Below are 26,102 nucleotides of genomic sequence, written 5' to 3' on the forward strand. Positions count from 1 at the left end.
AATCATTAGTGTGGTGAATTAGTGCTCTTTCAAATACGATATCAATACTTACTGTATCAGTCTTGCTGAAAAGATATTTGTAGATAATTGATGGGTTTTTCTGTCGCGGCTTTAGCCATGTATTTAGAAGTTACCCCGAATGGCTCTAAGTATTGGCGTATAAAATATAGATATGCTGGTAAAGATAAAAGGCTGGCTTTATATGTATAATTGTAATGTGTGAGAAGCCAGTCATTGATATGGTAGATATTCACATTAGAGCTGATAGCGTGAGATTCTTACACACCATAGGGCGCAGTGCTTTCTGTTTTCTAGTGGATAACAATCGAGTAGTGTCGACCATATCTTTTTATAAGACAAAAAATAGGTCCGTTCAACATGATAGCGATTTTGATTAAATCATTTATTGGTAATATTAATGGATATAAAAATATAAAGAAAATAATATGGTTATGTATGTTAATTCCAGTTTTTGGTATCGCTAAGGAGAAGCCTACCGTTGTTTATACTCCCTTAGAGCTATTAGAGATGACCGTTACCAATAAAATCCCGAATAGCGGCCCCCCGTTTTGGATAAGTCTGATAGCTCTAAAATGCTATTTAATGAATGTAAATCAATAAGCAAAGATTGTAATTTCTAATTTCAGTAACGCCTACCCAACAGTAATTGATGTTGATAGCAGCACACACTTTAAAGTAAGAGTCGGATCAATAGATGAAGTGTTTACCTTGGAGTGTGTTAATGATGAAAAACGGGTTTACAGGGCTAAATACAAACCTAAAAGTAATTAGTTTTTATGGGGAATAGTTGATTATTGGTAGGGGAATAAGAATGATGATTTTCGGGCTCGTTAACAAAGGTAGTTAGATAGTTTTTTAACATTATATTTAAATTATATCCACTTCTCATGTAAATATGAAAAGGCGTTGTAATTTCAAATAGTTAGTAACTATATTTAAAAATTAAGTAATAACATATTCACTAATGTATTTTTTGTATATTCTAAAAGGATTTAGAGATGGTAAAGATAATTAATACTATTCGATATTAATTTATCACCTTTGTTGACTGGCGATGAAAAATAAAACGCTATAACACCTTATTCAGTTGAGGAGTAAGAGCTGAATAAGGTGTTATTTATATATTAAATCAGAGCAATACACGATAACATTGATCAAAACTAGCTAAAAAAACCAGAACGTGTGAGTTCTCCTATACCCGTAATGATAAACTGCACGCCCATACAAACCAGTAAAAATCCCATCAGCCTAGATATTGCATCAATACCGCTTTTACCAAAAAACTTCATAATAAGATTTGAGCTTTTTAGACTGGCCCACAGGATCACAGAAAAAATTAAAAATACCAGCGGTGGCGCGACAATAACAACCCAATGTGGGTAAGCGCTTTCATTGGTGATTACTGATGAAGCCATACTAATAATCATCGCTATAGTACCTGGCCCTGCAGTACTTGGCATAGCTAAAGGAACAAATGCAATACTAGATGTATTATCTACCGCTTTTCCCTCTTCAACATTACGGCTATTTTCAGCGATAGGAAACAACATACGAAAACCAATGTAGGCAACAATAAAACCACCTGCAATCCTCAAACCAGGAATAGTAACACCAAAGGTATTCATGATCGCTTGCCCTGAATACCATGAGGCCAACATAATAAAAAAGACATATACAGGCGTCATTTTTATAGTTTTTTTACGAGCCTCAATTGTCATTCCACCTGATAAACCAAGAAACAATGCAACTGTAGTTAGTGGATTTGATAATGGCAACAATACCACTAACCCAATACCTATTGCAGTTAATAATTCAAACATGACCACCTCATATATTTATGGTTATAACAACAAGCCAATAACGTCTTTGGCATACTTTACATTAATATCAGAATAAAATTTTTCAGTACCATTAAGAAATTTCAATATATTATCTTTATTATCTTTTATTGATACTGCATTAATGATACTTACTATCAGCTTTCTTACCTGCTCAGATTCGGATAATTCATATAGGCTAATCAATGCAATTAACACGTAAAATTGGTTAATATTTTTATGTTCATATAATGAATTCACATTCATTAGTAAGGTATTACGGATTTTTATGAGAGCCAATTCATTTAACGGTATTGTATTTATCTTCTGTAAAATGAAATTAACTTTACGAGATTCTATTTGCTGTGTATTACTCAATGGGATGATATACAACATCAAGATCACTATAATGATAGAAAAAATAAGTGCTATGGCTGTATTAGCAAAAAAGACAAAATCAAAGCTCATTGGATTAGTAAAATTAATTAAAAATATTAATGAAATACACATAATATGTGAAATCAAAAATGCTAATTTACCGACTGTTTTCAGGACACCTAAAAGGATGAAAACAGGGGTCATAATCAAAGCTGCTTGCATAAAGCTTGATGCTTGTATTAAAAAGAAAAACTTCAATACATAGCTAAGTGCGATAACCAAGAGAGCAACAATAAATACAATAAAAGCAAGCTTATTCGCATTGGGAATAGTAACCCCAAAAGTAAAAGAAATACTCACTAGCACAGGCAATATGTAGCCATATTCCCAACCAGTATTAAGCCAAAAAATGACACTAATCACTAGGCTTACAACTAACCTTAATGTATTTAAAAAAGCATCTTTCCAATCAAAAAAAACATAAAACTGAGAGGTGGAGGGATTATCAACCTTGTTCTTCAAGCTTAATATTTGATTATATTTTTCATACTGTAAAAATGCTCGATCGACTAAACCAATAATAGATATAGTGACCAGCATAGGTAATTTTAATACCTTACTGTGTGCCTTTTTAAAAGATAAAAAATGACTTTCATATTTACTCACTTCATCATGGGCAATACTATCAGCAATGATAATAGATAGATTTTTCATCGTATTATCATAGTTTCCTTTGAACACACTTGATAACACATCTTTTCTATCCGTACTTATTTTTCTTTTCAGTAGAACTGTTTGTAGATTATTCGTTCTATTTGGCAAAGCATAACTAATAAATGTATAAATAATGATACCTATCATGACCTCCATTAGCCTTTCTTGAGACAAATTAAATATAGTCATAGGCAATGGATAAACTGAAGTACCAAAAGCAATAATTGCAGAAGTATACCCCGAAAGTGAAAACATATAAGGCATCATATAACGTGAGGTCAGCGCCATAAATAAACATACTGACAGCCAAATAATAATCAGGGCGGTAAACAGCCAGTGGTCACTGATACTAATATTAGCGATTAATGTTACTGCTATAACGCCAATAAAACTTCCCGCAAGCCGTGCCACCATTTTAGCCAAGCTTAATGATGGGTCTGGATAGCCAATGATTGCGACCGTCATCATTGACCAATAGGGCTTATCAAAACCAAAATATGAAGATATATACCAAGCCAATAAAATCGCTAGCATATATTTAACTGCGAATATCCAGTTTAGTTTCATCACTTAGTCTTCAATAAATACAGTGCAAGTCGTACCCGGTATAAGTGTAACTCCTTGAGTGCCATTTAATGATATTTTAATTGGTACTCTTTGCGCTAATCGAACCCACGGGTAGTTAGGCTGTATATTTTCAAGTAACAGACTCCCTGTCGTGGAATTGTTATCATCAATTGCTCTACCAATGCTTTGTACTTTGCCTTTTAATTCATGATTGTTACTGTATAACTTTATACTTGCACTATCACCAACCACAACATTGGTCATTTTAGTTTCTTCTAAATAAGCAATCACATAGAAAGAGTCTTTATCAACGATCGCAAATAAAGGGGAACCTGCATTAATATAATTCCCTGAACGTAAATTCAAATTAGTAATAAAACCATTTACTGGTGAATGAATTTGTGTTCTTGATAGGTCAAGTTTAGCTTTTTCAATCTTCACTTTTGCTAATTCAATTTTCTTAGCTAAGCTTTCCTGGCGGGCTCTAGCATCATCTAGCTCTTCCTTAGATATTGCAACTTGACTTAATTTAGTCCGCCTTGCTAATTGGTTCTTTGCAAAATTGTATTGAACTACTAAATCATTAAGTTCTAATTCAGATTGACGTAGTTTAATTTCATAATCAGTAGGGTCAACGATGAGTAACAATTCACCTTGTTTGACCTCTTGGTTGTCAATGACCATCAATTGTTCAATTTTCCCTGAAACCTCAGCTGTCACTTGGTTGATTTCAGCGCGCACTCTACCATCACGAGTCCATGGACTTAATGCATAATGGTTCCATAATAAATATATAGACGAAATGATGATAAAAACAGATATAATAATTAATAAGTATTTCTTTATATTCATTATATTACCAACTATAAATTAATAATGAATGAACGGCCAAAACGCAGAAAAATAGTATGGAAATATCGAATAAACTCCCCGCATATTCATATTTGCACACTAAATTTGCGTAAACCACCCTAATCAATAACCAAAAAAAGAAACCTAAAAAAAATACCAAAGCAATACCGGGTATAAAAACCGTACCCCCTAGAATTAAATCTTTCATACGACTATCCCATTATAAAGAGATATTTGGCGACATTAACTATTGTAGGTAGTAAATTTACATCGCAGTATAGTTTTTAAAATATAACAAACCCAAACAATTGCTTTAATTATATAAACTGTAAAATATTACGATTTTCTTATTTCCACTTTACTACATGATAGGAATAATGAATTTAGCCGATTATATTACCAATAAATACCGATGTAAAACTTGAAAGCATCAAAAGTTAACTTGTCAGAGTTAAATGCCAAAATTAATCATGATTGGTTATTGTGCAGATAAATGAATTTATCTTAATTATGTGCATTGTAACTAGTAATCTCATGCATTTTTATTAATTAAGTCTGTACTATTTTAATAACAAGACAACTAAATAGAACACGATATAATTTACTAAATAGATATTTACATTGGTGCAATTAATCAGAAATACAATTTAAATTGGTAATGATAATATATCCTATGGATAAGCTACCTCTTAATGTGGTGAAATTATTCAGTTTTATTACAACCATTTAATTGCTGACTTTGACGCAAATCCATTAAAAATAGTAACAATACTACACATGAAAGACGTTAAAATACTAAGCCACCCATCCGCAGATATGCCACTATTCTTATGGAGAATACGTATTGATAGGGTTGATGGGTTTCATTTAGGAAGAGCTCAGTAGCCATCAAAAACTAACCCGCTTATGAATTGCACCCAAAAAGTTGGACATATCATTCAACATATAGGGGGCTTTTTTATGGATATCTCATGGAGATAACCGACTATCCTGAATGGTTCTCGTAACCACAAAACGTGGATAAGAATAGACCGACTGACACAGCGTTCAGGATTGAGTAATCACAGTATGTGATCGTGAATATCACCAAGAAAAACCGTGCTTAAATCGCGAGAAAAAGAGTGAATTCGTAGTTGGCCTTGAAGGGGAATAGAGTATTGAAGCCTATTAATGGCTGTATTTATCCAATAATTGCCTACTATTAATTGTTGTTCTCAGTTTACTACCACAGAAAACTTCAGATTGAAATTAATTATTGTTCACAATATCAGATGTATAAAAATGATTAGGTCAATAGATTATTATGATACAAAAGTTTTAGTAAGAGATTGTAATTGGTAGAGCGAAAAAATAGCCATGCGATATCTTTCGTACCGTTTTGAACGGCGCAATATTTGGGGGTTAGGTTGTGTTTATTTCAATATCGGATGATTCTCATATGTCTAATAATTACTATAGTTAGTATAAGATACACTTAAATTTCATATCTACATGAAATAATTACTAATTACTAATTATTAATTTTGAGCTATCTTCGATGAATAAAAAATTCAATTTAAGTATAATTTTAGTTTCACTGATCATATTAAGTGGTTGTACTCAGAAACATAGAGATACCATATCAGATATAACTTATGCATTAACGGGTGTCCCTGGTGCAAAGCACAAAAACAATGGAAATAACACCACTGCAATGAAATCAAAAGCACAATTAGAAAGAGAAAAAGAGGAGTATGAATTCAAAAATCGCCGCCAAAGTTGGATTGGTAAATCTATAGATGACCTAATAATGCAAAGGGGCAGCCCTTTTGGGGTTCATAAGAGACAGGATGGGGGATCTCAGTATACCTTTAAGAAAACCCAAAACAGTTCTAATGACCCGTACCTTAATAACCCTCGCTTATGCGTAGATAACTTTATTACCGATAAAAATGGATTAATTAAAGACTGGTCATCTTCTAACTGCCTTTATTAAACATAGCTAATATAGTTTCTCCTAATCCTTTTTTGTTAGAAGGGCGAGTTAGTTAGCTAAAACCGCCCCTCTACCTGTTTTATAATTAAATAAGCTTACCTACAATATCCTTATCCCATACTTTACCGCCTTTAGCTTGATAGCTAAGCCCATGAATTCGTACAGCGATAATGCGCCCGTTATCTATGCCTTATGATAGTACTAAATTGATCACTGAAACGACGACAGACTCATTATAGGTATAAGGTGGGATAACTTCTTACCAGTAATTTTTAAAACCTGTAATGGTAATAATGACTCAAATGGAAAGAATCAGAGCTATTCAGGATGCTGAAAAAGTCAAGCCACCTCTAAATTAACGCGTTGTAGCGGGTGACCTGCCAGAAAGGAAGAAAGTTACAGGTTACTATGAGTGATTTAGTGGTTATCCGCTAACAGGAGCGCAGAGAATTGCTTGTTAGAATTTGTTTATAAATGTAACCTTTGATGTCCACATATGTTTTTTTCCACGGGTCTTATTAAATGAAAAATTTGTTAGTTTCTGTTAGTTGTATTCTTTCATTATCTGGGTGTGCAGTGACCGAATATAATTACACGCCAGATTCACATAAAATAAGTGAGCCGAAAGTAGGTAGTGTTAATCGTGCCATCATAGGTCAAAGTTTAGTTAGGGAAGGTGATATAAGCGAGCTGAAAGCGATTAAGGTATTGAACCCAATACAAATAGACTTGGCTTATAAAATTATTCCTGGTGTGTTCAAAAAAGTTGGTTCAAGTGACAAAGGTGATTTCTATATGCCAGCTCAAACCATTGACTCCGGTTCTGTTGTCGTTGAGGCTCTTGGTCAGCCATGGAGTTCAATTTTAATAAAGAAAGGAGCCAATGCTAATGAAATTTGTATTGTAACTGACTTAAATGTTGCTGTTTGTAGTGATAAAGCCCAAATTGAATATCTTGAGTTAAATAACCCTGATGGTAATTCATTTGAGCAGGCTTTGATTTTTAATGGGATAAATAATCAAATAGTAGATATTAGCTACAGAAAAATAGGCTCAAACATTGAAAATCAAGGGTTTGGAAACAACCTTCAATATAACCTTAAAAAAAGCAATGTTATTTCTTATGGGAATGTAAAACTAAAAATTATAAATAGTTCTAATGATTCATTGACGTATGAAGTTATAAGTAATTTCTCGGGTAATTAAAACTATCGGAAATGGATGGTTTTTCCAAAATATAGCGTTAAACATATAAAGTCATTCTTTGTTTAACGCTACTATCGTAACTTTGAAATATCAAAGCTAATAGTTCCCGCGCATAAAAATCTTGTAATAATTTAAATCGTAAACTGTTTATAGTTTTACTATAAAAAATAGTTATGGTGAAAATATATTTCAATGAAATTTCAATAAGATAAGGTGTTTTTTTGTTGAGCGAATGACACCTTTCTCTGTAATTTATTATCTTCTGAAATTTTAGTAAAAAGTCTGTAAACCCTTGTCTAATTGAATCACCCTTATAATGATAAATATAATTATCACAAAAAGAGAGTCATAATTGAACAGTATATGTATGTTATTTTTCATATATAATATTCTGCAGTCAAGGTTTGGTAGTACGAGGTAGTCGAGTTATAAACTAATAAATTTTGTGTAAATGAAATATTATAAAAATAAAAGTGAGATACTGTGAGCATATTTAAATCGATTTGGGATTTTTTTGGCCTGTATCAGACTAAAAAAATAAGAATTTTACATTTATTAATTTTAGTTTTAGTGATATCGCAAATCATTGTTAGTAATTGGATGACAGGAACAAAGTCAGTCGTTCCTCCTTTTTTTGATATGGCTTATTTATTCACTTGGATTCATATTATTTCTGGTTTTGTGCTCTTTTTTTTAACGTTCTTTTTAGTCGTATCTTGTTTTAATCAACGCGGTTTTAGATATTTTTATCCCTATCTCTGGGGGGATTTTAAACAAATCAAAGAAGATATAAATTCTCTTTTAGCTAAAAAGCTACCAGATAGCTCTCCTAAAGGACTTGCTGCAACAGTTCAAGGGTTGGGGTTGGGGGCTTTATCAATTGTTATTTTGTCAGGTATAACATGGTTTATTTTATGGCTACAGCAGTCTCCATTTGCTTTAGAGGCTAGGAGTATTCATAAGTCACTCACTATTTTAATTGAGATTTATATTTATGGTCATGGTGGTTTAGGGGTTATCCATTTTATAATTTGGAAAAAAAATAATAAAATGGGTGGTTAGTTTTGCTCCTATGTATTTAATGATTTTTTATGAATCTCTAAATACTAATAAAAACAAACAATTTCATTTTAAATGAAGTTGGTGAAGGTTATTTTTATTCCCTATGATATTTAATAAAGTTAAATAAATCATAGGTATAGGTTATTACTTTTGACACTTTTGCTAGCAATAATATCTATAGAAAAAATAACCCAATTACCGCTTTAAATCACATTTGTTATTCTCGATAAGCCTTTTAGTGCAACAGCATGAATCACGGGTGAAACACTTGTACAGCAATTCCCTAATACTGTTATTTTATATTTCTTTGCTTGTTCAGCAATCGTGGTAAATAGTACGCAGTTTTGAGTCATCATTCCGCATAATTCAATATGTTCTATATTATGCGTTATAAGCAAATCATCAAGGTGCGTTTCATCAAATGAGTTGCCATGTCTTTTAGTTACAACGAAATGATCTTGGGACAGGTTAGTCAGTTGAGATATAAGTTCACAACCTTTTGTTGTTTCGTCAAAAAAGGCCGAGCCTAGAGGTGATAGATGTTGTATAAAAATAATGGCACAGTCATTTTTTTTGAATTCTAAAATTTTATCAGATATACGCATTAAGGTCGTTTCAATATCCCATAAAGGAAACCGCCCATCAGTAAGATAGTCATTTTGTGCATCTATAACGATTAATGCCTTTTTCATAATATCTCGTTAATTTAGGTTAGATTAGAGTTGAGTGTGAAATAAAGTAAAAAGAATTACAACAACTTTTAGTATTAACTCTCAATGATGCTAATCATATTCTGTATGAAATATTGCCATAGCGTGGTGGCTCATCGCCTGAAGGGGGGGATTAGGATAACCTATAGTTAAAAAACACATATGCTTTGACGTATGTGTTTGGCGTGTATATATTATACATAGTAGAGAGTAAAGGAGCATGTATGGAACCATTACAACTGTTTAAAATTTTAGGCGATCAAACAAGGCTAAATATCGTGTTGCTTTTAAAAGCATCAGGTGAATTGTGTGTTTGTGATATCTATACCGCATTAAATTTATCACAGCCCAAGACATCTCGTCACTTAGCGATGCTTAGAGAATACGGTCTTTTGCTTGATTCTAAACAGGGTAAATGGGTTCACTATCGCTTATCTCCAACATTACTTCCATGGGTAAAAAATATCATTGATGTCACCTATGCAACCGAGAAAAATAGAATCGCAGATTTGCTCAAGAGCCTAGAGACAAAAGTGTCAGTGGGTCATTGTTCGGCATAAAATTTTTTAAATTAACATATTCGAAAAAACATATATAAGGTTGAGATATGAAAAGATTAGAAGTATTTGACCCAGCGCTATGCTGTAACACTGGTGTTTGTGGAACAGAAGTCGACCAAGTATTAGTAGACTTCGCAACAGATGTAGATTGGTTAAAAAAACAAGGGGCGAATGTAAAGCGTTTTAACTTAGCACAAGAACCTATAGCGTTTGTTGACAATACAAAAGTGAAAACATTTTTGGAAACCGCGGGGGCGGAATCACTTCCTCTATTTATTCTTGATGGTGAGATTGTGTTGACTGGTCGATATCCTAAACGCCATGAGCTTGCTAGATGGTTTGGAATTCGTATGAATATTGAGAAGGTTGAGGTCATTAAGCCGTGCTGTGGTAACGATAAAACATGTTGTTAACGAGGGATATACAATGAAATTTTTAGATAACGCACCTAACTATTTATTTTTTACAGGAAAAGGTGGGGTCGGTAAAACCTCGATTTCATGCGCAACAGCAATCAAATTGGCAGAGGAAGGAAAAAAAGTTTTATTGGTAAGTACTGACCCGGCTTCTAATGTGGGGCAAGTATTTTCTCAATCAATTGGAAACCACATTAAGCCAATAACATTAGTGCCAAACCTATTTGCGATTGAAATAGACCCGCAAGCCGCTGCCGAAGAATATCGAAATAAAATTATTAATCCCATCAAAGAAAGTTTACCTGAAGCGGTAATTCAAAGTATTACGGAGCAGCTATCAGGTGCCTGTACAACAGAGATTGCTGCTTTCGATGAATTTACTGGGTTGTTGACTAATACACAGATTACCCGTCAGTTTGACCATATCATTTTCGATACTGCACCAACGGGGCATACCATTCGTTTACTACAACTCCCGAGTGCATGGAGTGATTTTATCAGCGATAACCCTGACGGAGCGACATGTTTAGGGCCAATGTCTGGCCTTGAAAAACAGCGCGAGCAGTACAGCATGGCTGTGGAAGCGCTGAGTGATAACTCGCTAACAAGGTTACTATTAGTTGCACGTCCTCAGTCAGCTGCGTTAAGAGAAGTTGCGAGAACCTACAATGAGTTATCTTCTCTGGGGATTAAAAATCAGCAATTGATCGTTAATGGTGTTTTCCCCGAAACGGCGATAACTGACAATGATAAGTTATCCCATGCGCTCTACTCTCGTGAACAAGCCGCATTAGCGTCTATGCCTGAAGCACTACGCTCGTTACCTGTCGATATTCTTTATTTACAAAATATCAATATGGTTGGAGTCGATGCACTGAAGCAGTTGTTATCTAATGACATGCCACAAGTTCCAACTACTACCCCGACAAAACAACCTATTTCTTTACCTACTTTGTCAGAACTGGTTGGCGAAATATCTCAACAACAGCATGGGTTGATTATGTTAATGGGAAAAGGCGGTGTAGGGAAAACAACGATTGCAGCATCAATAGCGGTGAAACTGGCAGAAAAAGGGTTAGATGTTCATCTGACCACATCCGACCCTGCTGCTCATATTGAGTCAACACTCGATGGTGTTTTACCCAACCTTCAAGTTAGTCGAATTGACCCTATCGCCGAAACTGAACGTTATCGTAGTTATGTTTTAGAAACAAAAGGGAAAGATTTAGATGCAGAGGGGCGGGCATTACTAGAGGAAGATTTGCGCTCCCCATGTACTGAAGAAATTGCGGTATTTCAGGCCTTTTCTCGCATTATTAGGGATGCTGGAAAACGTTTTGTTGTGATGGATACAGCTCCAACAGGGCATACATTATTACTCCTTGATGCAACTGGGGCATACCATAAAGAAATTGCTAAGAAAATGGGAGGGAAGGGCCACTTCTTAACCCCTATGATGCAATTGCAAGATCCTGAAAGGACAAAAGTGATTATTACGACACTTGCTGAAACAACACCTGTGCTTGAGGCGGAAAACTTACAAAATGATTTAATACGTGCAGATATACACCCGTGGGCATGGGTGATTAATAATAGCCTATCTATCACAGAAACAACCTCACCATTGTTACTTTCAAGGGCAGAGCAGGAGGTTTCTCAGATTGAAAAGGTGGTATCAACATTGGCAAAGCGTGTTGCTATTGTCCCTTTACTTGAGACAGAGCCTGTGGGGATATCCGCATTAAGTCAGCTCGCAGGATAAGTTCTACTTTTGGAAAAAGGTGCATAGAAAAGCACCTTTTAAACGAGGTTGTTATGTTTATTGCCGCATTAATTTTTATTTTGACCATTACGTTCGTTATTTGGCAACCCAAAGGGCTAGGTATTGGCTGGAGTGCAACGGCAGGGGCGGTATTAGCCCTTATTTTTGGGGTGATTAGTTTTCAAGATATTCCCGTTGTTTGGAATATTGTGTGGAATGCCACCGCGACATTTGTTGCCGTGATTATTATCAGTTTGCTGTTAGATGAAAGTGGCTTTTTTGAATGGGCGGCATTACATGTTGCCAAGTGGGGTGGTGGCCAAGGAAAACTATTATTTAGCTATATTGTGTTACTCGGTGCGACTGTTGCGGCTTTATTTGCCAATGATGGTGCGGCATTGATATTAACGCCGATTGTGATTGCAATGTTACTTGCACTTGGCTTTAACAAAGGCACGACATTAGCATTTGTTATGGCTGCTGGTTTTATTGCAGATACAGCGAGCCTGCCACTTATTGTTTCTAACCTCGTTAATATTGTTTCAGCTGACTTTTTTAATATTGGTTTTACTGAGTATGCGTCAATTATGGTGCCGGTGGATATTGCTGCGATTATTGCGACACTGGTGATGTTACATTGGTTTTTCCGTAAAGATATTCCTAAACAATATGATGTCACTAAACTGAGTGAACCAGCTTTAGCTATCAAGGACATGACGACGTTTAAAGTAGGCTGGTTTGTGCTAGCGCTATTACTCATCGGTTTTTTTGTCTTAGAACCATTAGGTATTCCTGTTAGTGTGATTGCTGCGATTGGTGCTTTAATTTTATGGGGAATTGCAGCTAGAGGTCATACGATTAATACCAAAAAAGTGTTGCGTGGTGCGCCGTGGCAAATTGTTATTTTCTCGTTAGGTATGTACTTGGTCGTGTATGGTTTAAGAAATGCAGGGTTAACTGATTACCTCTCTGAAACGCTTGATTACCTTGCCGATAAAGGGTTATGGGTAGCAACACTAGGAACAGGGTTTATCACTGCGTTTTTATCATCCATCATGAATAACATGCCAACAGTATTAATCGGCGCTCTTTCCATTGAAGGTAGCCAAGCAACGGGAGTTATTCAACAGGCGATGGTGTATGCCAATGTCATTGGTGCTGATTTAGGCCCGAAAATTACCCCTATAGGGAGTTTAGCAACATTGCTGTGGCTGCATGTGTTATCACAAAAAAATATGACCATTACATGGGGATATTATTTTAAAACGGGGATCATTATGACTATTCCTGTACTCACCGTCACATTGATTGCTTTAGTGCTAAGGCTTTCACTGCTAAATTAAGGGCAACTCCATGAATGAAATTACAATTTACCATAACCCAGATTGTGGTACTTCACGCAACACTCTAGCGATGATCCGCAATAGTGGCATTGAACCGACGATTATTTATTATTTAGAAACGCCACCCACTAAAAATGTATTAGTTCGACTGATTATAGATATGAACATTACGGTAAGAGAGCTATTACGCAAAAATGTGGAACCGTATGAGCAACTAAGCTTAGAAAAAACGATTTATACCGATGACCAATTAATTGATTTTATGTTGCAGTACCCAATATTGATTAATAGGCCGATTGTGGTAACGCCATTAGGTGTGAAATTATGCAGGCCATCTGAAGTGGTATTAGACATATTGCCAAATCCGCAGCAAAAGGTGTTTATCAAAGAAGATGGTGAGGTTATCGTTGATAAACTGGGGAACAGACTAAAGTAGGTAACTATTTAGTGGTTTTATTATGTTTTCTTTTACGTGAATACGTCTGAAATAATGAGAAAAATAAGCTCTATTTCAATGAAATGGGCGATAAAACCCCCTGCGATTACCAGTGAAAACGGTTTTTTATATTGCTCGGTCTTAAAAAGCACTAAAGGCTGAAGGCCGCCTTTAGTGCGAGTTGAGGTTACAGCGCACTATCCCGTTAATTAAGGGATTACAAATAAGGCAATGGCCAGTGCTTAAAGTAGATATGCTTTGCTTGCCAATCTACTTTCTCAGTATTGTCTGCAAGTAAATAGTGAGCGACAGTAAATGCAAATTCAAAGCTGACACCTAGCCCTTTTGCACTAATAAATTTACCATCCACAACAACGTCTTGATCAACGTAGTGCCCATCATTATATTTTTCAGCAAGTTTATCACCAGTACTATAATGTCTACCTTCAAGTAACTGATGAGCTGCGAGTACTTTGGCACCAGAGGAACATAGGGCACAAATATATTTATCTTCAGAAATATGACGGCGAAGAAACTCAATAACTTGTGGTGAGCTACTAAGGCGATCGGTGCCTTTTGGGCCGCCAGGCATCATTACTGCGTCATAACTGTGAGATAGTTTTTCTGTTAACAAGTAGTCAGCACTAATTTTAGTTTCAAAATAAGTATTTAGTGTCAGGGTATCCATACATGAAAGAACATCAACATGAATATCTAATCGACGCATAATATCAATGAAAACGACGGCTTCACCTTCTTCGAAGCCATCTGCGAGTAATACAGCAACTTGTTTCATGTCATTCCTTTATTATTTATTTCAATGAATTATAACTTTCCATCACTTTTACAAACGCGAATTTTATCCATGACAACCGATTTCATTGCAGCTTTGCCTGGAACTAAATAGTGACGAGGGTCAGTAGCATCTGGGTTTTCAAGAAAGTAGTGTTTGATGGCATCGGAAAAGGCTATTTTCAGTTCAGTTGCCACATTTACCTTACAAATACCTAGATCAATACAATGGCGTACATCTGCATCGGGTATCCCTGATGCACCATGTAATACTAGTGGTATTTCTGTTTTTTGACGGATTGCTTGTAAACGGTCAAAATCTAAGTGCGGCTCGCTTTTATACATACCATGAGCTGTACCAATTGCGACCGCAAGTGAGTCAATACCAGTGCGTTGGATAAATTTTACGGCAGACTCTGGGTCTGTAAATAAAGCATCTGCAGCATCAACGACCAAATCATCTTCTTGGCCCCCTAAGCGTCCAAGTTCCGCTTCTACGGTACAATCCCATTGGTGACAGTAATCAACAACTTGTTTAACAATTTGAATATTTTCTTCGAAAGGAAAGTGGGATGCATCTATCATTGCGGAACGCACTCCTGAGACCACCTTCTGGAAAATATCAGGAATATCTTCATGATGGTCTAGGTGTAATGCGACAGGAATATGATAGTGTTCAGCCGCTTGCTGGCAGATAGCAATAAGATAATCACTCCCCGCATAGGCAAAGGTACTTGGTGTTCCTGCGAGGATCACTGGAGACCCCATTTCTGCGGCAGTTTCCATCACAACTTGAATAGTCTCGAGATTGTGGATGTTGAATGCAGGCACAGCATAGCCACCTTGTTGGGCTTTATTTAACATACTACGGGTCGATACGAGAAACATAGTTGCCTCTTCTTTCATTTAATTTCGATTTATAATAATCGAAAGATAAAGAAAGGTAAAAGATCTAAATCACATTTTATTTGTTTCACACCGAAAGGTAATGAAAGAAAACTAAAAAAAATGACTCATTTTAGAACTATAAGTTGTCACACCTTTACGTAATAGGTTGTTTTTAGGACGTTTTGATTGACCTATAATTGTTTCAATTACCTTTTGAGTGAGAGGTTGTTTATCTAAGCGGCGACTTAAAGGAGACTGCTGTTGAGTATACTCCTGCCGAAATATCACCGTAACTTCCTGCGTATCTTTAACTCCTATTACCGAAGCATGAATCGATGGAATTTCGAAACGAAAATCGGCCTTTTCGATTGGAAGTTCGCTGGTGGGAGTTTGCCAAAGCTGTAGCCGTTCACCACAATATAAAGCGATGACCACAGACCGCAATGACCAGAAACTGCTTGCAGGTCCGCTGTAATTATCGACAAGACGAGAGTCTTGCGCGAATAAGCCTTGCGTTGGAGCTCCTGCTTTTAATGCACCATTACTAATAAAGTAGCGAAGTGTGCTTTCTAAGGCATGTTTGGCTTGACCGATACTGACGGAATCACAACCTAAATCAACGCCTGCGATTAATGGAGTTGACACCGCTAAACGGTAACATGCACTGCGCCCAAAAAATGGAATACCTTTGGTTGTAATAAATGGTAGATAGCTGCGATTAAACTGGTTAAGGGATTGCTTTATAAATTCATGATCGAAGCCTGGAATAATTTGGTTTAGCCAGTAAAGCCCATAGTAAAAACCCCAAGCATTGTAATAATCAAAATTCCCTTTTGCACCATCACGGAACCAACCGTCGCCAGCATAAAATTGTTTAATTCTGTTATAACGCCAATGGGCAATATGGTCAGTTCCCGTCAATGCTTTGATAACAAATTGGACGGTGAGTGGGAATAAATGCCAGTTATTATCAACGATTTCGCAGTGATTAACTTGTTCGAACCACGTGATAATTTGGTGTTGTAAGCTAATATCAAGCTGATCCCATACCCATTTACGACTGAGCCAAAGGGTGAGAGCTAAGTCTGCAGATTCACATATTTTTTGGTCGTAGTTTTCAAGCTTCCCCCAATAGCCTTTATGGGAAGGGTTTGTCCCATTCACAAATGCGCTTTTAATCATCTCTGCAATATTAAATGGTTGTTGGTTTAGCCCTTTGATTATCGGTTGCTGATGATGAACTAACCATGCTGCAAGCAGGGGTAATACTCGGCTAACACCTTCCATAGCATCTGTCTTGACGGTTTGTTGTCCGGGGCTTCCGGGGTAATAAGCATGGGTATAATCCCAAACTTGATAATGATGAAAAGCCTCCGTGACATAGCGAGTGAGTGTTTCGCAAAGAAATAATAATGGCTTTTGATTATCGCGAAAGGTATCGGCAATAAGTTGGTCATGGTGGTGGTAAGCCCGTTTTCGGATACATCTTCTAATAATATTTTCTTTAAACAGTCGTTGATAGATGGCTATATTAGGGTGTTCATAGGGGAGTTTTGGACGTTCAGTAGGAATAATAGGTGTAGTCATATTTATTCTCGATTGTTAGAAAAAGCGAGCCTCCATGCTCACTTAATTGGCCAAAGATCCGATTCTATCGTGCAGAATCAACAAGTATTTGGTAACGGTCTTGTCCCCATACAACAGGTTTTGGTTTGTCTTTAACCCAATGATAATAAGCAGATTTTAGCTGTTTAACTTTTTCTGGATACTGACGTGCTAAATCAATTGATTCAGCAGGGTCTTGTTTATCATTGAATAGCTTAGGTTGGTTTGAGCCATCGTCATAAAAATACAGAGCCCATTCGCCATCACGGATCGCCCATGAGCCTTTTGATAGTTTTTCTAGGTTAGGGTTATTAGGGATTTCTTTACGTTGGTATGTTATCCATTCATGGTAACCGTGCCAGAATGCCTGATTTTCTTCGCTGTAGTGTTTAGTCCCTGGACCTGTCCAATAAAGGTATTGATGTGGAGATTTATCGTCTTTGCCTGTTAGTACGGGCATAATATCTTTCCCTTCTACTTTCAGGGTATCTGGGATAGTTATTCCTGCACTTTTCAGCGCCGTCGGCAGGATATCGATAGCTGAAACCATGATGTCACTCTGTTTACCTGCTGGGATATGGCCCGGCCAATAAGCAACAAAAGGGACACGCACTCCGCCATTAAACATTTGGCCTTTGAAGCCTTTATCCATTGCGTTCATTGGCATTGGGGATTCATGAACAGCCCCGTTATCTGAAATAAAGAAAATTAACGTATTTTGTAATTCTCCATTTTCTTTCAACGTGGCAATTATTTTTCCGATCCCTTCATCTGCGGCATTCAGAGCGGCAAAATACTTATCAGCTTCAACATTACCTGTATTAAATTTATCCATATATTTGGCAGGTGAAGCCTCCTCAAGTGGGATATGAGGCACGCTATACGACAAATTAATAAAGAAAGGCTTATCTTTATGACTGTCTATGAATTTGACAGTTTCATCCGTCAATAAATGAGTCAGGTAGCCAGAAGCAGGGACATTTTCCCCATTACGCCAAATCGCTGGTGAATTCCACAACGCTGCGCCAGAGGCATAATAACTGTAGGCATAATCAAAACCCCTTTCATGGGGGGCAAACCCAGGTTCTGGTGTTGATATCATGTTGTCATGATAATCACGAGTTTGTTTATCTTCAGCTATCTTGGGCTTTTTGATCACTTTCGCATTATGCCACTTCCCAATGCTGGCAGTTGCATAACCATCGGCTTGGAATAAAGCGGGTAATAATTTAATCTCCTCTGGAATGCCTAACATAGCATCATCATTACTATAGGTACCGAAGCTTGCAGGGGAGCGACCAGTAAAAATCCCTGCTCTAGATGGCCCACAAACTGGGTGAGCAACAAAGGCGTTAGTCATTTTAATTCCGCCGGCTGCCATTTCAGTGACATTTGGCATCGCAATTTTCGCGGCTTCGACCATTTTATTTATGTCGCCATCATAACGTTGGGCGGTAGGGCGTTTTGCTAGCTCGTTAACATCAAGATTGTCTAACACAAAATCAAGCTGACCAGTCCCTAAATCATCCATAACAATAAGTAAAACATTGGGTTTTTCAGGGGTCCCTCCAGCAGTTGCAGCTAAGGGAAAACTTAAGCAACTAGTGGCTATAAGGCCAGCAAGTAGGCTTTTTTTTACAGTAGGTAAGATCACAAAAGTCTCTCCAGAAAGGTTAATTTATTGAAAATAAGCTTTTTTTAAGGCAGGGAGTGCATCGCTAGCCAATCCCCCGCGGGAAATAGCTTGCTGCATTAACTGCATGCCTAGTGCGGTATGATGAAATATTTTTTTATAAGAACGGCACAAGTAATTGTGGCGATATTTTTCTCCATCAATTGCCACAATTCGGTGTTTAGGGCAGCCACCGTAGCATAAGCTTTGGACTTCACAACGTTGGCAAATACTGGTGAGTTTGTCGTATTTATTTTGACCAAAGCGTGTCTGTTGCTTAGAAGAAACTAAACGAGCTAAGGTGTTTTCTTGGACGCTACCTAAGCGGTTTGCAGGGTAAACGTAGTGGTCACAGGAGTAAACATCACCATTAGATTCAATGATTAATGCTTGTCCACAGGTTTTGGATTGAATACAAGTGGACGCAGGATAACCCATCCATGTACCAAGTAAGCTATCGAACAAACGGATGTATACTTTTCCTACATCACCTTGGCGTATCCATTCGTCGAAAATATCAGCCATAAATTGTCCGTATCCTTCACTTGAAACTGAGAAAGACGCCATAACAGCATTCGGACCGGGCGCATAGTGCCCCCCTTGCATATGTGGAAAACGTCGGTCTACTTCAACAATTGGAATAAATTGAAAGAATGTCGAGCCGATATCTTTTAGTGCTTGATACGTTTCTTTTCCTTTACGCCAATTCTGATCGTTCACGACGGTAAGTGTATTAAATTGAACACCATATTCGTTGAGTAACTGAATTGATTTTTTAACGCGTTCGAAGGTTGGGTTACCATTGACTGAAATACGATATTTATCATGCACCGCTTCAAGTCCATCAATAGAAACCCCGAGTAAAAACTGGTGATCGGCAAAAAATTGTGCCCATTGACGGTTTATTGCAATTGCATTGGTTTGGACACTATTTGTGATCGTTTTTCCTTGTGCGTATTGTTTTTGATACTTCACAACACGCTCAAAAAACGCTAACCCAGCGAGTGTTGGTTCTCCGCCTTGCCATGAAAAATCAATTTGGTCACTCGCGTTAGACTGAATATAGTCTTTAATGTAACGACGTAATACATTGTCAGGCATCACGTCATGATGGTTATCTGCTACTTCTTCGTTAAATACATTCTCTTTTTCGAGATAAAAACAGTATTCACACTTGATATTACAGCGATAGCTAGTGGGTTTCGCCATCATATGAAAGTTAGTTGGTTGGTTAGAAGCCATTTTTTTATCCGAAAGAAGTCAGGTTATTTTTATAGCATTACGCAATTTTCGTAAAATCAAAAGAGATTGAAATCACAAAAATGGAAAATGAAAGATTTTGAAAGGTGGGGAGGGGAATAAATGGGGGATTCACGATAAAGTATTTTGTCGTTAAAATTCCAAAATATACTTTTTAATTAAACGGAACCCGACATCTTTCGAATAGAAAAAGTTTTTTCAGCACGTTTTGCTAATTTTAGAGTCATTTCATTACTAAAATTTCACGAATCTGGGCTTAGAGACGACAGTCTGACGATTAGATTAATTAAAATACACTGATTAACACTTTATATATTGGATAGTTTCTCATTCGAAGCTATGATATTTCAATTATGAAAATATCCGTAAGCAAATAGTGAACAAATCGAAACTTTGTGAAAGAGATCAAAAGTTTTGTTTTTTTACGTTGTCGGTAATTTTTGGCGTAGTAAACTAATTTCGAAATCAAATGAAAGTATTTTGTTTGGTTTCGTAAGGAGACGAAAGTGAAAGCGGCAGTTGAGCGGCGTATGGAAATACTCGACATGGTTAACCAACATGGTAAAGCCAGAGTTGAGGATCTAGCCGAAATTTTTAAAGTTTCAAGTGTCACCATTCGCAGCGATTTAAGTTTTCTTGAAAAAAATGGTTATGTTATTCGCTCTCATGGCGCTGCAATACCGAATACAGGGTTTATTGCAGAACTGAGTATCCACGAAAAACGTGGGCAAAATGCGGGAACAAAAACGTTAATAGGGAAAGCTGCCGCCACGCTAATTAAGGATGGGGATACCGTTATTTTAGACTCGGGGACAACTACGCGTGAAATCGCGACACATTTAAAATCGCGTGAAAACGTAGTGGTCATGACTAACGGTTTAGATGTTGCAATGGAGTTGGCGAATACCGCAGGCGTTGATGTATTAATGACAGGCGGTGCATTGCGAAAGAATGCTTTATCGTTTTCTGGCTCTCAAGCAGAAAGCAGCCTAAGAAATTACCGATTTGATAAGGTTTTTCTTGGGGTTGACGGATTCGATTTACGTGTTGGTATCACGACACACAATGAACAAGAGGCGAGCCTCAACCGTTTAATGTGTGATATCTCAGAGACTATTATTGCAGTTGCTGATTCTACGAAATTCGGTAAACGCAGCTGTCATATGATCCGTGAGTTTGGTGATATTGATATTTTGGTAACAGACTCTGGTATTCCTGATGAATATGTCCAAGAGTTAAAGGACCATAAAATCGAAGTCATTATCGTCGATAAAGATTTATAGCTGACTAACTCCATTAACAGCACTGCCGGTGTTGATTGTGGAGTTAGTATTAATGCATCCTTTAGAAAAAATTGTTCAGCAAAATAAGTTAGGTCAACAGAACGGTATTTATTCTGTTTGTTCTGCTCATCCTTTTGTTATTGAAGCATCATTGCAGCAAGCGTTGGACAATAATTCCTTTCTTCTTATTGAAGCCACTTCTAATCAGGTTGATCAATTCGGTGGTTATACCGGTATGACACCTGCTGATTTTTATCATTATGTTACTGAAAAAGCAGAGAAAGTTGGCTTTCCTCTCAATCAGCTAATTCTTGGTGGTGACCATTTAGGCCCTAACCGTTGGCAAGACCTCCCTGCTGCAGATGCTATGGATAATGCCGATGTTTTAATCGCAGCTTATGTTGCCGCTGGATTTAAAAAAATTCATTTAGATTGCAGCATGTCTTGCGCTGATGACCCTGTTCCTTTAACCGATGAAATTGTTGCTGAGCGGGCGGCTCGCCTTGCGGTTATCGCAGAAAAAACAGCAAAACAACAATTCGGTCGTAGCGATATTGTGTATGTCATTGGTACTGAAGTTCCTGTTCCCGGCGGAGCCACAGAAGCTTTAGAGGGTGTGGAGGTCACTTCTCCTGATGCCGCTCGCAAAACCTTAGAGTGTCATGCGAAAGCATTCGAAAAAGCAGGTGTGGGGGATTGTTGGCAACGGGTTATCGGATTGGTCGTTCAACCTGGAGTGGAATTTGATCATACCGGTGTGATTGATTATCAACCCGAAAAAGCACAGGCATTGAGTAAAGTAGTTGATGATTATTCACATCTGGTTTTCGAAGCTCACTCAACTGATTACCAAACAGAAGATGCTTATAAACAATTGGTTCGTGACCATTTTGCTATTTTGAAAGTAGGCCCCGCATTGACGTTTGCAATGCGCGAAGCGCTGTATTCATTGTGCGAAATTGAGAATGAAATGTTTCCTGCCAAGCAATGTTCTCATTTAAAAGAAAAAATGGAGCGCTTGATGTGTAGCGAGCCGCATTTCTGGCAGAAGTATTATCATGGCGATATTCACCAACAAGCATTTGCTCGGGTATATAGCTTCAGCGACCGCATTCGTTACTATTGGCCGGATAAAGAAATTAGCGATGCAATAGATAAGCTAATGAATAATTTATCTGCTAAACCAATCCCATTACCTTTACTTAGCCAATATCTGCCACATCAATTTAAACAATTGAGAGAGGGTCTGATTGATAGCTCACCTAAGTCGTTTGTTTTCGCAAAAATTCGCGATGTGTTATCGGTGTACGCCGATGCGTGTAAATTCAGTCACTGAGGTTTGACATGGAATATTTAAGTTATCAACCGGCTGAACTAGAACAACTTAATGCGTTCTGGACAGCAAAAGAAATTGAGCAGCAACCTGAATGTTGGCAAAAAACGGCGTTATCAGTGAAAGCATTACGTACTGAAATTGATGCGTTTTTAGCTAAAGTTTTATCAGCACCAGATGCTCGTATTATTATGACTGGAGCAGGCACTTCTGCATTTGCCGGACGTGCACTGGCCCCTATATTAACTGGGCATCTTAAGCGTCGTGTTGATGCAATAGCAACAACAGATTTGGTTTCTGACCCGAAAGAGTATTTAGCTGAAGATGTGCCGACCTTGTTAGTTTCTTTTGCTCGCTCTGGAAATAGCCCTGAAAGTGTTGCAGCTCTTGATGTCGCTGAAAAGTGTTTATCTCAATGTTACCACTTAGTGCTGACTTGCAATTCACAGGGGCAATTATTCCAATATTGCCAAAATAACCCTAATGCATTGGCACTTTTGATGCCAGAAGAGTCGAATGACCGCTCTTTAGCCATGACATCAAGTTTTTCATCTATGATGATGGCCGCACTATCCATTTTCTTAGATGATACTTTCTTTAATAAACAAATCTTACCATTTTTCACTCAATATCATGAGAATTATCAGCAGTTTAACCGAATAATTCGTGAGAGCTATGCAGGTAAATTCAAACGTGTGATTTATTTAGGTAGTGGGGGGCTTCAGGGGCTTGCACAGGAAGCGGCTTTGAAAATGTTAGAGCTTACCGCAGGTAAAGTAGTGGCTAGTTTTGATACCCCATTAGGATTTCGTCATGGCCCTAAATCAATCGTTAACAAAGACACGCTAGTCGTTTTATTTCTTTCGAATGACCCGTATACCAGACAGTATGAAACTGACTTATTACGAGAGGTAATTCACGATAATGCATCATCCAAGGTGATCGGGATCACTGCGTCCTCTGAAGATATTTTTTTGAAAGATAATTTCATTTATATTTCAAAACTGGAGCATTGTTCTGACGCAGCGTTACTATTTCCTTATCTAATGTTAGCGCAAGCATTTGCTTTTCATAGCTCTATTGCACTGGGGAATACACCGGATAACCCTTCTCCAACAGGAGAAATTAACCGGGTTGTTCAAGGTGTTACTATTTACCCGTTCTCATATCAAAAAGATGGCGAATCGCTATCTTGAGATAAACACAACAAATAATAAGAGAGCAAGTTATGCACACACCAAATATTGTCTGGACCCGAATCGATGAACGTTTATTACATGGGCAAATTCGTATTACATGGGGTAAACACACGGAAGCAAATTTAATTCTTGTTGCGAATGATGACGCTGCTGATGGACCCAATTCTGCTTTTATGCAAGCTGGCATGAAAGCATCAGCAGGTGGAGAATATGCGGTCCGCTTTTTCTCTATTCAAAAAACCATTGATGTGATTAGTAAAGCATCTCCTCGCCAGAAAATTTTTGTACTTTGCAATAACCCAACTGACGTTGCTCGTTTAGTTGAAGGTGGTGTTCCTATAACGCACTGTAATGTTGGCAATATGCATTTCCATGAAGGGAAAAGACAGATTGCGAAGACGGTGTCTGTTGATGAACGTGATTTGGATGCATTTCGCCGTTTGGTGGATAAAGGCGTCACCTGTACCGTGCAAAATACACCTGACCAATCTCCAGTGGATGTGTTAGCGCTTGCAACGGCTTAAGGCTGCTTGAGGCATAACTTAAAACAACTGTGTTTAAGGAATTATTATGATTTATGAAGCTTCTCTTGTGGCTTTATGGGCCTTCTTTTGCGGTATAGATAAGTATGATGTTGCGCTAAACATTCACAGGCCACTCATTACAGGCCCTGTTGTTGGGTTGATTATGGGTGATATGCAAGTCGGTTTGATTGCAGGCGCTACGCTGGAACTTGCATGGTTAGGGTTAGTTCCTAATGCAGGGGCTCAGCCACCAGATGTCACATTAGGGACTATAGCGGCCGTTGCTTTTGCCATCATGACTAATCAATCACCTGCAGTTGCGATGGGGATTGGGATGCCTATCGCAGTGCTAATGCAAATGATCATTATCGGTTTCTTCGCCATGACTGCATTTACTATGGGTAAAGCAGACCGTTATGCAGAAAAAGCCGATGCATCGGGTATTTCTCGACTGTTGATAGCCACTATTACTGTTCGTTCATTACTGTATTCCATTGTTGCATTCGTCACGGTTTATTTTGGTGAACATGCTGCGGAATGGATAGATCAAAACACGCCAAAAGTATTGCTAGAAGGTTTAGGTATTGGCGCGAAAATGGTACCAGCAATTGGCTTTGCTATGTTGTTAAAAATCATGTGGTCAAAAGAAGTGGCGGGCGTGTTCTTCGTTGGATTTGTTATGACAACTTACTTGAAGCTTCCCATCATGGCGGTAGCAATACTTGGCGCATCCGCAGCAGCACTGTATTACTTCTTCAGCGGTAACAGTAACAACAATAACTCACAGAAAAATGAGGATTTTGAAGATGGTATCTGATAACAAAGCAATCGAACAAACGAAAAACCTCCCTGTTGAGTCCTATGTTGATGGTGTTGATGAGTATCAGGATACAACGGTTCGTAAGGTAATAACGAAAGGCGATCTTTGGAAATGTGCGTTTCGTGGTTTATTTATGGAAGGTAATTTTAACTTCGAACGCATGCAAGGTGGTGGATTTGCTTTTTCAATTATCCCTGCTTTGCGCAAAATCCATGGAAACAACAAGCGGGACTATGCGACATCACTAAAAAACCATCTGCAATTTTTCAATGCGAGTCCAAAGTTGTTTACGTTTTTGCTCGGCACAGCGGTTGCTATGGAGGAAAACAAAGAGAAGCCTTCAACGGTCAACGTGATGAAAGTTGCAGGTATGGGGCCTACTGGTGGGATTGGTGATGCTATCGACCACATGACATTAATGCCATTGACGTTAGCATTAGGCGCTTCTATTGCAATGGAAGGGTCTATTGCAGGGCCGTTTGTCTTTTTCTTTCTCTATCAAATAATCCACTTCTTTGTGTATTTCGGTTTGATGTTTATGGGCTATCGCGCAGGTACAGCAGCGATGGTCAATATGAGTGATGCGACTGAAAAATTAGCGAAAGCCGCCAACATTATGGGGATTTTTGTTATCGGTGCGTTATCCGCTACTTTCATAAAGGTGCAAACAACGGCCTCGATTGAATTAGGTGGCAAGGTTGTTGAGCTGCAAAGTGCATTATTCGACAAAATTATGCCGAATTTACTACCGCTAGGCTTGGTTTTCCTGATGTTCAAAATGGTCAAGGGCACAGGCTTTTGGGCTAAACCTCCTGTACTTATTTTTTCAATGTTGGCATTCGGTGTGATTGGTCACGTATTGGGTGTTCTGTAAGTAAGTTAGATATTTGCGGGCAAATGGGTTTGC

At 37.7% G+C, this 26,102-nt stretch carries 23 protein-coding genes and 1 pseudogene; 15 read left to right on the forward strand and 9 right to left on the reverse strand.

The genetic code is table 11. The features are described from left to right. Positions 1 to 117 precede the first annotated feature (117 nt). Positions 118 to 207 (forward strand): annotated as a pseudogene (locus M1F14_RS09105) (Arm DNA-binding domain-containing protein); the annotation flags it as partial. 974 nt (positions 208 to 1,181) lie between these two features. On the opposite strand, the gene M1F14_RS09110 reads toward M1F14_RS09105, so the two are convergent. From M1F14_RS09110 to M1F14_RS09120, 3 genes are read right to left on the reverse strand one after another with little or no spacing between them, the layout of a single operon-like run. Beyond that, positions 1,182 to 1,841, reverse strand: a complete 660-nt coding sequence (locus M1F14_RS09110; protein ID WP_048608043.1) for a MarC family NAAT transporter — start codon at positions 1,839 to 1,841, stop codon at positions 1,182 to 1,184. Positions 1,842 to 1,862: 21 nt separating this feature from the next. Then, on the reverse strand, positions 1,863 to 3,497 hold the full coding sequence (locus tag M1F14_RS09115) for an FUSC family protein (RefSeq protein ID WP_181469347.1): 1,635 nt from the start codon (positions 3,495 to 3,497) through the stop codon (positions 1,863 to 1,865). A gap of 3 nt (positions 3,498 to 3,500) precedes the next feature. Further along, on the reverse strand, positions 3,501 to 4,349 hold the full coding sequence (locus tag M1F14_RS09120) for an HlyD family secretion protein (RefSeq protein WP_042845314.1): 849 nt from the start codon (positions 4,347 to 4,349) through the stop codon (positions 3,501 to 3,503). A gap of 1,537 nt (positions 4,350 to 5,886) precedes the next feature. Between M1F14_RS09120 and M1F14_RS09125 the strand changes: the two genes are divergently transcribed. The 3 genes from M1F14_RS09125 to M1F14_RS09135 all read left to right on the forward strand — a co-directional run bounded on the left by M1F14_RS09125 (position 5,887) and on the right by M1F14_RS09135 (position 8,592). Then, the gene (locus M1F14_RS09125) at positions 5,887 to 6,324 is read left to right on the forward strand and encodes a hypothetical protein (RefSeq protein WP_048608041.1); all 438 of its coding nucleotides are present in this window, start codon (positions 5,887 to 5,889) and stop codon (positions 6,322 to 6,324) included. Between the two features lie 522 nt (positions 6,325 to 6,846). Then, on the forward strand, positions 6,847 to 7,530 hold the full coding sequence (locus M1F14_RS09130; RefSeq protein WP_071548316.1) for a hypothetical protein: 684 nt from the start codon (positions 6,847 to 6,849) through the stop codon (positions 7,528 to 7,530). Between the two features lie 483 nt (positions 7,531 to 8,013). Beyond that, positions 8,014 to 8,592, forward strand: coding sequence for a cytochrome b/b6 domain-containing protein (locus M1F14_RS09135; protein ID WP_042845306.1), 579 nt, complete (start codon positions 8,014 to 8,016; stop codon positions 8,590 to 8,592). Between the two features lie 203 nt (positions 8,593 to 8,795). Here the strand turns inward: M1F14_RS09135 and M1F14_RS09140 are convergent, their stop codons facing one another. Then, positions 8,796 to 9,284: an isochorismatase family protein gene (locus M1F14_RS09140; RefSeq protein WP_048608039.1), complete on the reverse strand. Its 489-nt coding sequence runs from the start codon at positions 9,282 to 9,284 to the stop codon at positions 8,796 to 8,798. A 242-nt stretch (positions 9,285 to 9,526) separates the two neighbouring features. On the opposite strand from M1F14_RS09140, the gene M1F14_RS09145 reads away from it, so the two are divergent. Genes M1F14_RS09145 through arsC form a run of 5 tightly spaced genes read left to right on the forward strand, consistent with a single transcriptional unit; the run spans position 9,527 to position 13,819 of the window. Further along, positions 9,527 to 9,862, forward strand: a complete 336-nt coding sequence (locus tag M1F14_RS09145) for a metalloregulator ArsR/SmtB family transcription factor (RefSeq protein ID WP_042845301.1) — start codon at positions 9,527 to 9,529, stop codon at positions 9,860 to 9,862. 47 nt (positions 9,863 to 9,909) lie between these two features. After that, on the forward strand, positions 9,910 to 10,275 hold the full coding sequence (gene arsD / locus M1F14_RS09150) for an arsenite efflux transporter metallochaperone ArsD (RefSeq protein ID WP_048608037.1): 366 nt from the start codon (positions 9,910 to 9,912) through the stop codon (positions 10,273 to 10,275). Positions 10,276 to 10,288: 13 nt separating this feature from the next. Then, positions 10,289 to 12,040, forward strand: a complete 1,752-nt coding sequence (gene arsA, locus M1F14_RS09155; RefSeq protein WP_048608035.1) for an arsenical pump-driving ATPase — start codon at positions 10,289 to 10,291, stop codon at positions 12,038 to 12,040. A 53-nt stretch (positions 12,041 to 12,093) separates the two neighbouring features. Continuing rightward, positions 12,094 to 13,383, forward strand: coding sequence for an arsenic transporter (locus M1F14_RS09160; protein WP_181468691.1), 1,290 nt, complete (start codon positions 12,094 to 12,096; stop codon positions 13,381 to 13,383). 10 nt (positions 13,384 to 13,393) lie between these two features. Then, on the forward strand, positions 13,394 to 13,819 hold the full coding sequence (arsC, locus tag M1F14_RS09165; RefSeq protein WP_181468690.1) for a glutaredoxin-dependent arsenate reductase: 426 nt from the start codon (positions 13,394 to 13,396) through the stop codon (positions 13,817 to 13,819). 217 nt (positions 13,820 to 14,036) lie between these two features. Here the strand turns inward: arsC and M1F14_RS09170 are convergent, their stop codons facing one another. The 5 genes from M1F14_RS09170 to M1F14_RS09190 all read right to left on the reverse strand — a co-directional run bounded on the left by M1F14_RS09170 (position 14,037) and on the right by M1F14_RS09190 (position 20,018). After that, on the reverse strand, positions 14,037 to 14,615 hold the full coding sequence (locus M1F14_RS09170; RefSeq protein ID WP_181468689.1) for a DJ-1/PfpI family protein: 579 nt from the start codon (positions 14,613 to 14,615) through the stop codon (positions 14,037 to 14,039). 29 nt (positions 14,616 to 14,644) lie between these two features. Further along, a complete protein-coding gene (locus M1F14_RS09175) occupies positions 14,645 to 15,499 on the reverse strand; it encodes a tagatose bisphosphate family class II aldolase (protein ID WP_181468688.1) in 855 nt (284 codons plus the stop codon). A gap of 111 nt (positions 15,500 to 15,610) precedes the next feature. Next, complete coding sequence (locus M1F14_RS09180) at positions 15,611 to 17,086, reverse strand: DUF2264 domain-containing protein (RefSeq protein WP_042845291.1); 1,476 nt, start codon at positions 17,084 to 17,086, stop codon at positions 15,611 to 15,613. Positions 17,087 to 17,150: 64 nt separating this feature from the next. Continuing rightward, positions 17,151 to 18,758 carry a sulfatase gene (locus tag M1F14_RS09185; protein ID WP_181468687.1) on the reverse strand — a complete coding sequence of 536 codons (1,608 nt, stop codon included), beginning with the start codon at positions 18,756 to 18,758 and terminating at the stop codon, positions 17,151 to 17,153. 24 nt (positions 18,759 to 18,782) lie between these two features. Further along, entirely contained in the window at positions 18,783 to 20,018 is a 1,236-nt protein-coding gene (locus tag M1F14_RS09190; protein WP_042845289.1) for an anaerobic sulfatase maturase, read from the reverse strand. Positions 20,019 to 20,542: 524 nt separating this feature from the next. On the opposite strand from M1F14_RS09190, the gene agaR reads away from it, so the two are divergent. From agaR to M1F14_RS09220, 6 genes are read left to right on the forward strand one after another with little or no spacing between them, the layout of a single operon-like run. Further along, positions 20,543 to 21,319 (forward strand): transcriptional repressor AgaR, encoded by a 777-nt coding sequence (gene agaR / locus M1F14_RS09195; protein WP_042845288.1) that lies wholly within the window; start codon positions 20,543 to 20,545, stop codon positions 21,317 to 21,319. A gap of 52 nt (positions 21,320 to 21,371) precedes the next feature. Further along, positions 21,372 to 22,655, forward strand: a complete 1,284-nt coding sequence (gene kbaZ, locus M1F14_RS09200) for a tagatose-bisphosphate aldolase subunit KbaZ (RefSeq protein WP_048608028.1) — start codon at positions 21,372 to 21,374, stop codon at positions 22,653 to 22,655. 8 nt (positions 22,656 to 22,663) lie between these two features. Further along, the gene (locus M1F14_RS09205) at positions 22,664 to 23,848 is read left to right on the forward strand and encodes an SIS domain-containing protein (RefSeq protein ID WP_042845283.1); all 1,185 of its coding nucleotides are present in this window, start codon (positions 22,664 to 22,666) and stop codon (positions 23,846 to 23,848) included. A gap of 32 nt (positions 23,849 to 23,880) precedes the next feature. Beyond that, positions 23,881 to 24,375, forward strand: a complete 495-nt coding sequence (gene agaV / locus M1F14_RS09210) for a PTS N-acetylgalactosamine transporter subunit IIB (RefSeq protein WP_181468686.1) — start codon at positions 23,881 to 23,883, stop codon at positions 24,373 to 24,375. Positions 24,376 to 24,421: 46 nt separating this feature from the next. Continuing rightward, entirely contained in the window at positions 24,422 to 25,192 is a 771-nt protein-coding gene (gene agaW / locus M1F14_RS09215; protein WP_042845280.1) for a PTS N-acetylgalactosamine transporter subunit IIC, read from the forward strand. Beyond that, the gene (locus tag M1F14_RS09220) at positions 25,182 to 26,069 is read left to right on the forward strand and encodes a PTS system mannose/fructose/sorbose family transporter subunit IID (RefSeq protein ID WP_042845278.1); all 888 of its coding nucleotides are present in this window, start codon (positions 25,182 to 25,184) and stop codon (positions 26,067 to 26,069) included. Before agaW ends, M1F14_RS09220 begins: the two co-directional genes overlap by 11 nt. Positions 26,070 to 26,102: the final 33 nt, after the last annotated feature.

It is taken from the genome of Providencia sp. PROV003 (assembly GCF_045040775.1).
In the GTDB taxonomy this organism is placed as follows: Bacteria; Pseudomonadota; Gammaproteobacteria; order Enterobacterales; family Enterobacteriaceae; genus Providencia; species Providencia huashanensis.